Origin of the sequence: Ferroacidibacillus organovorans, from assembly GCF_001516615.1 — a bacterium.
GTDB classification, from domain to species: Bacteria; Bacillota; Bacilli; order Alicyclobacillales; family SLC66; genus Ferroacidibacillus; species Ferroacidibacillus ferrooxidans_B.
The window spans coordinates 85,620-91,859 of record NZ_LPVJ01000029.1; the positions used below are offsets into that span (position 1 = coordinate 85,620).

At 50.1% G+C, this 6,240-nt stretch carries 7 protein-coding genes; all 7 read left to right on the forward strand.

The features are described 5' to 3' along the window. Positions 1–183: 183 nt before the first annotated feature. The 7 genes from ATW55_RS07815 (at position 184) to ATW55_RS07845 (ending at position 6,115) form a co-directional block, all read left to right on the forward strand. A complete protein-coding gene (locus ATW55_RS07815) occupies positions 184–1,392 on the forward strand; it encodes a glycosyltransferase family 39 protein (protein ID WP_067715175.1) in 1,209 nt (402 codons plus the stop codon). Continuing rightward, positions 1,389–2,108 carry a glycosyltransferase family 2 protein gene (locus tag ATW55_RS07820; protein ID WP_067715178.1) on the forward strand — a complete coding sequence of 240 codons (720 nt, stop codon included), beginning with the start codon at positions 1,389–1,391 and terminating at the stop codon, positions 2,106–2,108. The genes ATW55_RS07815 and ATW55_RS07820 overlap by 4 nt, the downstream gene beginning before the upstream one ends. Then, on the forward strand, positions 2,105–2,488 hold the full coding sequence (locus ATW55_RS07825; RefSeq protein WP_067715182.1) for a DUF2304 domain-containing protein: 384 nt from the start codon (positions 2,105–2,107) through the stop codon (positions 2,486–2,488). Before ATW55_RS07820 ends, ATW55_RS07825 begins: the two co-directional genes overlap by 4 nt. A 52-nt stretch (positions 2,489–2,540) precedes the next feature. Further along, positions 2,541–2,909: a preQ(1) synthase gene (queF, locus tag ATW55_RS07830; protein ID WP_067715186.1), complete on the forward strand. Its 369-nt coding sequence runs from the start codon at positions 2,541–2,543 to the stop codon at positions 2,907–2,909. Positions 2,910–3,071: 162 nt separating this feature from the next. Beyond that, positions 3,072–4,151 (forward strand): YheC/YheD family protein, encoded by a 1,080-nt coding sequence (locus tag ATW55_RS07835; RefSeq protein ID WP_067715190.1) that lies wholly within the window; start codon positions 3,072–3,074, stop codon positions 4,149–4,151. Positions 4,152–4,347: 196 nt separating this feature from the next. Further along, positions 4,348–4,695, forward strand: a complete 348-nt coding sequence (locus tag ATW55_RS07840) for an ArsR/SmtB family transcription factor (RefSeq protein ID WP_067715193.1) — start codon at positions 4,348–4,350, stop codon at positions 4,693–4,695. A gap of 109 nt (positions 4,696–4,804) precedes the next feature. Then, complete coding sequence (locus ATW55_RS07845) at positions 4,805–6,115, forward strand: ammonium transporter (RefSeq protein WP_201024951.1); 1,311 nt, start codon at positions 4,805–4,807, stop codon at positions 6,113–6,115. The last annotated feature ends 125 nt before the right edge of the window (positions 6,116–6,240 follow it).

Below are 6,240 nucleotides of genomic sequence, written 5' to 3' on the forward strand. Positions count from 1 at the left end.
TAATTTGTAATCTCCTTGACCAGGAACCAGCTAGAAGTCTGATTCACATCATATATCGGGTGTGCAAAAAAACAAATGGTGGATAGGCTGGAGCGGGTGGATGCACAGGACGGAGGGGTGGGCTAATTTGACAAGGGAATCAGACATAAGGTACGGTTAGGGCAAGAATAGGAGGAGTATGACTTGCGGCTCCTGAAAGACCATGCCCTTTTTGTCGTTCTTCTTATCCTTGTAGCCGCGTATCGCTTTCAACTCTGGCATCACACGCCTGTGACGTTGTACGGTGACATGTTGCGTTATAACACAATGGCGCTGCATGTGATTGATCATGGCTATCTCGGATTTAGAAATGGACCAGATGCCTATGTAATGCCGCTATACCCGCTTTTTCTTGCCGTGGTGTACAAATTGCTTCAGGCATTTCATACTCATTTAACCATGCTTCGTATGGTTCACGAAACTTTTCTTTTGCAGCAGGGTTTATCGCTTGTCTCACTATGGCTGACGTACCGTTTGGGAGTGTTTTTTGCCGGGAAGCGCGCTGGTCTCGTGGCGGCCGTTTTGTCTGCGCTCTATCTGCCCAATAGCTTTGTTGGACTTACGCTTCTGACCGAGCCGCTTTTTATTCCACTTTTGTTGGGCAGCCTGCTCGCTGGAAGTTATGCAGTAAAACGCGGACTTGTGGTGGACTATGCGTTAACTGGATTTTTAATCGGGCTGACTGCATTGGTTCGTCCTAATGTCTTGCCGCTTTTTCTGCTTGTTGCACTCGTCGATTTGTTTCATCGCCGATCCTCGGGCGTCTTTCACGCGTTAAAAATGCGGTTTCCGCTGTATGGGATCATGGTGGCGTTTGTCATTCTTCCGTTGATTCCGTGGTGGATTCGCAATGCGATCGATTTTCATCGCTTTATTCCGTTATCGACAGAAGCGGGCAATCCACTCTTGGCTGGTGCGGATCCTTATTTTCTCGTCGGTATCAACACGCTTATCGAGACATCGCGCAAACTTCACGAGTCGCAGCAGACGTATGCCATTCACTACATGCTGCATGGGTTTACTCATCAGCCGCTGCTCTTTTTGGGTTGGTACCTGTTTGGTAAATTGCCTTATCTGTTTTGGACGCCGTGGTTCTATGCTTATCTGAGCGTTTTTGTCCTGTATCACCGCATTTTGGTGATTCTTGGAGGTATCGCGATGATTGTTGGTTTGTGGTTTCGCGCTACCCGGTTTTTCGCGATTTCCACATTGTTCTTGCTTGCCGTGCAACTTGTTTTTCTGCCGATTACAAGGTATGGCTATCCGTTAATTTTAATGACGACGATTCTTGTGCCGGCAGTCGTAAGCTATCTTCCGATTTTCGCGCGCTGGCGTCAAGGAGGATGGTCATGAAGGATGCGTTGGTGATCATTCCGGCGCTCAATGAGGAGCGCTCAGTCGGAAACGTCGTGGAGAGTATACTCTCATCTTGCCCCATGGTGGATGTGATCGTCATTTCGGATGGCTCCACAGATCAAACGGCAGCTGTGGCGCGGGGGGCGGGTGCAAAGGTGGTCGAATTGCCCGTCAATCTCGGCATAGGCGGAGCAATGCAAACGGGTTATTTGTACGCCTGGCGCGCAGGCTACCACTATGCCATTCAGATTGACGCGGACGGGCAACATGATCCTGCAGATCTTCCGAAATTGCTCGATGAGATGGAGCGCGGCGATGCGGACATGATCGTGGGCTCACGCTACGTGGAGCGCACCGCGTATCGTTCGTCTGCGTCGCGGCGCGTCGGTATGGTGATGTTGGCTACACTGATTCGCATGGCGGTTGGCTACCCGATCAAAGATACGACATCTGGATATCGCGTTGTCAACCGAAAGACCATTGAGCTGTTCAGTCGTTTTTATCCGCATGACTATCCAGAGGTCGAAGTTCTCGTTTTGCTCCATCGGCATCGGCTGCGCATCCGCGAGGTGGCGGTCGAAATGAAAGAGAGGCAAGCGGGACGATCGTCGATTACGGTGATGCGATCTGCGTATTACATGTTTAAAGTTTCCCTGGCTATCTTATTGGAAGTGATGCGCGGTAAAGAGGCGCGGCGGGAGGGCGAGTCATGATTATCGATCTCGTCGGCTTTTTGGTCAGTTTGATCTTTCTGATTGTCGTCATCGATTTGATGAGGCGGCGTCTTCTTCTTGAGCAGTACGCGTTGTTTTGGTTGGGTATGGGCATTGTGTTGACCGTTTTGTCTGTGTCGCCGGGGCTTTTGAATCACGTGGCGAAGGTGCTTGGCATCTATTATGCGCCGTCGCTATTGTTTCTGGTGGGGTTCCTGTTTATGCTTGGCACGATGCTTCATCTCACGGTCGTGCTGTCGCGCTTGACCAATCGCACGGTGCGCCTGACGCAGGAGCTTGGCATGCTCAAAGCGCAATTGGAAACGGCGGATGAGTATACCGGAAGCAGAGGACATTCGGAGGGTATGGCTGATCAGTGATTGTTTGCGTATTTGAAATAATGAAATGGTGGAAATGAGGAGTGATTTTATCGTGTCGACAAAACCGTCTAAAGAGCTTGATCCGATTCCCAATCCTTACCCGCATCGCGACTATGAAATCACGATTGAGGCGCCTGAGTTCACGACGCTTTGCCCTAAAACGGGGCAGCCCGATTTTGGGACGATTACGATTCGCTATCGCCCGGGGCCGTACATCATCGAGCTAAAATCACTCAAGCTCTATCTCTGGAGCTTTCGTGATGAAGGCCATTTTCACGAAGAGGTCTCCAATTTGATTGCCGATGACTTTATTAAATACGCCAAGCCGAAATACATGGAACTCATCGGGCGTTACAACGTGCGTGGGGGAATTTCCACGAATGTGCGCGTAGAGTACGTGGACGGTGAAATTGTACGATAGGGAAAGCTGCAGTGTCGGATAAAGACGCCCGCGTGGGCGTTTTTTGTTGTTTGTCTACTTTTGCAGGCGCGTGGAAATGGGCGCACATATTCCACGCGATTCCTGGGACCTCATGGAACATTTCCACATATACTTCGTTGACGTTGTGGAGGAGGCAGCATCATGAGCCGGACAAATCTACTCGGTGTTGCGACAACAGTATATCCGCAAATGAAACAGGTGCGCTCCACGTTTTTTACGGAGATGGCAAAGCACGCAAAGCGTTTGGATCATCGCGTGGTGTTGCTTGATCCTCGCGCGTATGGGGATTTGGATCGAGGTTTTACGGGACTTTTGGATGATGGCGACAAAACAAAATCATGTTTTACTCGAAAAAACGGTCTGCATCTTGGTGCGATCTATGAGAATGTGTTTGTTCATCTTGTCATGAAAGGAATGGCGAGACCACTCAGACGTGATGCAAAACATCTCGACATTCCGCTTTTCAATCCACTCGTTCCAGGAAAATTCACCATGAACAACATGGCGCAAAAGCTTCCAGATGATACGATTCGTGTGCCAAAAACGATTGCTGTACAGCGATTCGAACAAATCACGACGTTTTTTGATCAACATCAGACGGCCTATTTAAAGCCAATAGGCGGCTATGGCGGACGCAATGTGTTTCGTGTTGCGAAAACGGCGCGGGGCTTTTCCGTGCAGTGTGATCGCTACCTTGAACAGGGTAAAATGAGGCGAGACTTCTCTACTTCTGAATTCAATGCGTTTACGAAGCGCCTTTTGGCCCGCAAGCCACATCTAATTCAGGAAGAGATACCGCTTGTTCACGTGGATCAGGGAAGAATGGATTTTCGCGTCGTGATGCAAAGAGATATCGGAGGTGTGTGGCGGCGCGTCGGAGTCGTACCGAAAGTGGCCGATCGCGGGGGGGTTGTCACAAACCTTGTTGCAGGCGGCCATCGGCTGAGTCTGCTCGAAGCGAAAGATGTGTTTGAAAAAAATTATGGCGTGTTTCCTGCTGAAAGGCTGGAGCGAGCGGCGCACGCACTTTCCAAAATGGTCGAAAGCAAACATCCAACCTTTGGGATTGCCGGTTATGACCTCGGTGTCGACGCAGACGGGGGAGTGTGGTTCATTGAGATGAATCCAAAACCGGCACGCTCACTTTTGACGCGAGAGATGAGAAAGGTGTCGGCAAAGTACACTGCGGAGTTCGCTGTGTATTTGGCGTCGCGCGACTAGTGGCGCTGTAAGTATTGAAGCAACGAAAATCCTCTCTTATTGAACAGTTTTGATAGGAGGGGGTTTTGGGTTCTTGCTTCCTGTTGCATTCAATCGTGCAAAGCGTACTGGAATGATCATCATTCAGTATGGTAAAAACCCCTTCTATAACGTATCCTTATAAATGGTCATTCCGTAGATTTGATGGGGGTAGAACATGGGCGATACACTGCGGACAAGTCATACATCCTTGGATTTTGACGCGGCGTGGAAGGCGTTGGCAGATCCGATCCGCCGCGTCTTGCTTGAAACGTTAAATGACAATCAACATTTTTGCCGCGTGGATGGACAAACTGTCAATGGGATTTGCGTTCAAGATCTATGCGCACTCTTGGCTTTGCCTCAGTCTACAGTGTCGCGACACCTAGCCATTTTGCGACAGGCGGGGCTTGTTTTTCACCAGCAAAGAGGTGTCTGGCATTATTATTCGTGTCATACAGAGCGAATTTCCCAATTACGGGTTTGGTTAGAAACGTTTGGCAAGTTGCCAGAAGCGAGAGATTGAATCGATTTTTCTTTGTGTAATGTATACTGACATATTGACGCGAAAATTTCTTAGTGATACACTCTCTGTGTGAAATAATATAACATAAGGGACGGAGGGGTCACCAATGTTGAATTCCGGAGACATGGCGTGGATTTTGGCGTCATCAGCACTTGTTCTTTTGATGACTCCTGGTCTCGCCTTTTTTTACGGTGGACTAGTAAGGAATAAAAATGTCATCACAACGCTGTATCAGGTCTTTGCCGTGGTTTTGATCGTCTCCGTTCAATGGGTATTGTTCGGATATAGCTTGGCATTCGGCCCTGATGTAGGGCATGTCATCGGGAGTTTGAAATGGGTACTTTTCAATGGAGTGGGGGGCGCGCCTGATCCGAACTACGCGCCAACGATACCCAATGAGTTGTACGGGATTTTTCAAATGATGTTCGCCATCATTACACCCGCGTTGATTGTTGGGGGACTCGCAGAACGTGTTAAGTTTTCTTCCTTTCTTCTTTTCATCACGCTGTGGGCGACCATCATCTACGATCCGCTCGCGCATTGGGTGTGGGGGATCGGCGGATGGCTCCACAACTTGGGCATTCTTGATTTTGCTGGCGGCACCGTTGTTCACATCAGTTCAGGGATCTCCGGATTGGTCTGTGCCATCTATCTCGGCCGTCGCGCTGAACATGGATCGCCGACGATCAAGGCGCATAATGTTCCTCTTGTTCTTCTTGGCACATCGCTCCTATGGTTTGGGTGGTTTGGCTTCAACGCAGGAAGTGCAGTTGCCGCAAACGAACTCTCTGTCAATGCGTTTCTTGTCACAAATACTGCGACTGCGGCATCGGCGCTTGCGTGGATGGCTGTGGAACGCTGGCGCACAGGTCACGCGACACTGGTTGGCGCTTGTGCCGGTGCGGTTGCAGGATTGGTTGCGATCACGCCTGCGTGTGGTTTTGTAAGCATAGGCGGTTCGATCTTGATCGGCGCCATCGGCGGCATCATCTGCTTTTTCTCCTCGACTGTGATCAAAGGGATCTTTCACTACGACGACGCGCTTGACGCTTTTGGTGGACACGGAATCGGTGGAACGTGGGGCGCGATTGCGACCGGACTTTTTGCGACGGTCTCTGTCAATTCAAGTGGTGCCAATGGGTTATTTTACGGAAACCCTCATCAAGTTGTCGTGCAATTGATTGGGGTGGCGGCAACGTGGATTTTCTCGGGGGTTGGGACGTTCGTGCTGCTAAAATTGGTCGATGTGATCATGGGTCTGCGGGTGACGCCGGAAGAGGAGCGCATTGGTCTTGACATTGTTTTGCACAATGAGAATGCATATCCTGAGAATCTGACGTGGGATGTCGCTTCAAGTGTGCTTTCAAGTCTCAAACAACCTGGTGTTACGGTGTCAGAACAGCCCGTTCTTCGCGAGTAGAGTGGAGACTTGAAAACATCCGGCTGCCTTAGCGCCGGATGTTTTTTGTATGTACGCCCGGCATGGGCGGAATCTTTAGGGTGCAAGTCCCGAACGGGGGTTGGCGACAGACCTACCGTTAGGTA